Origin of the sequence: Vibrio sp. Vb1026 (assembly GCF_033338745.1) — a bacterium.
Classification (GTDB): Bacteria; Pseudomonadota; Gammaproteobacteria; order Enterobacterales; family Vibrionaceae; genus Vibrio; species Vibrio alginolyticus.
This window is the reverse complement of sequence record NZ_JAWOTH010000080.1, coordinates 1-1463: the sequence shown is the minus strand read 5'-3', so window position 1 is coordinate 1463 and position 1463 is coordinate 1. Positions and strand designations below refer to the sequence as shown.

The window sequence follows — 1463 nt, the reverse complement described above, 5'->3', positions numbered from 1 at the left end:
AGCCACTCATCGCTTATCTTGAGTGCGTCACCTTGAATCGTGACACTAGGAACTTCAAACTGGTTTTCGTATCCATCACCGCCATCAAGAATATCCACCGTTAAAGAGGCATCATCGTTCAAACCTTCTATTGCCTCTAAGGTAATATCCAATGTTACCGAGGTGGTGTCACCGTCTGAATCTGTTGCATTAACTAACAATGGTATATCCAGGATTTGATCTTTTGACAGATCGAAAGAGCGATATAATTCAAAGGAATACTCTATTTCACTACTCGACTCTAAAGGTAATGTGGATAATAGTTTCGATTGAAAAATATTTACTTCCACCCCACCTTCTAAGATATAGCCAGTAATTGTCGTACCGTCATCAGACAGACGGTAAAGCAACTCACTTTCACTACTCACTAATGTGGGCTGGTTTAATTCGCTAAATCGAAGAGAGTCAACATAATCACTCCCGATATCGAGTTGAAGGCTCCCAGTCTTAAAGATTGTCCCACTTTCTAGATTAATCTCCTCCATTGCAACAACAGTCAAGTTGCTCAACGTAGGATCAACACCATCTTTCAACACGAAATCAATTTCATTCTCTACAAGCGGTGTGGAGTCTAGATCTGTCCCTCCAATGGTCAACGGGAAAGTGACCGTATCACTACTATTGAATTGATCGATAGGATGATCAAGAGTAAGCGAAATTGAAGCTAGTACATCGTTACCCGACTCAATGCCACTCAATGTTAACGTAAATACAGTGACACCATTGGCAAATGCTGTGATTTGCTTCCCACTGGAACTTAACGTGTAGCTAAGCTCAGTATTAGAGACTGAGCTTGTAAGCCCTAATGCCTCTAACTTAGTAATGGATGCCTCACCAAAATACAAACTAGTCGGATCAGGGTTATCAGAGCCAGCAATCACATTAACACTGCCTTCGGTGGTTAATAATGCCGCTCCCAGAGGTACTTCTGCTGTTTTTATAGTAGCGCTACCTACATAACCCGCTTGGCCATCTATAATGTCGATGGTCGCGGTTGCTACACCGTAATCTTTTGAATCATCGGCTGCGAGATAATCAAAAACGAGACTTTGCTCGACCGTGTGATCTAAGTTGCGACTGGCATTCAACTGCCAAGAGCCATCTGAAAATACGGTTAATTCACCCTTCTCTAGACTAAAACTTACTGAGCCACCATCAGGGACAGACTGGATCTCTCCTCCGGCTCTGACATATCGAATGTACAGGTCACCATCAATATCAATGTCATTCTCCAGTACATTGCCAGAAATGACTTGGCCTTCGGTTACACTATATGACTCATTTTCGATCACTGGATCGGCATCAAGGATGGCGATTTCTAGGGGAGCCACAACAGCCTCTTGTGTGCCGTCAGCATCACTTTGAATGCTTTCAACCAATACGTTAGTCACCAGCTCATCTTGACCTACACCATGATCAATCGC

General features: G+C 43.1%; 1 protein-coding gene. It reads right to left on the bottom strand.

The annotated features are described in order from the left end of the window. On the bottom strand, window positions 1-1463 hold a 1463-nt coding region (locus R7E47_RS24310; RefSeq protein ID WP_318085242.1), incomplete at both ends, for an Ig-like domain-containing protein.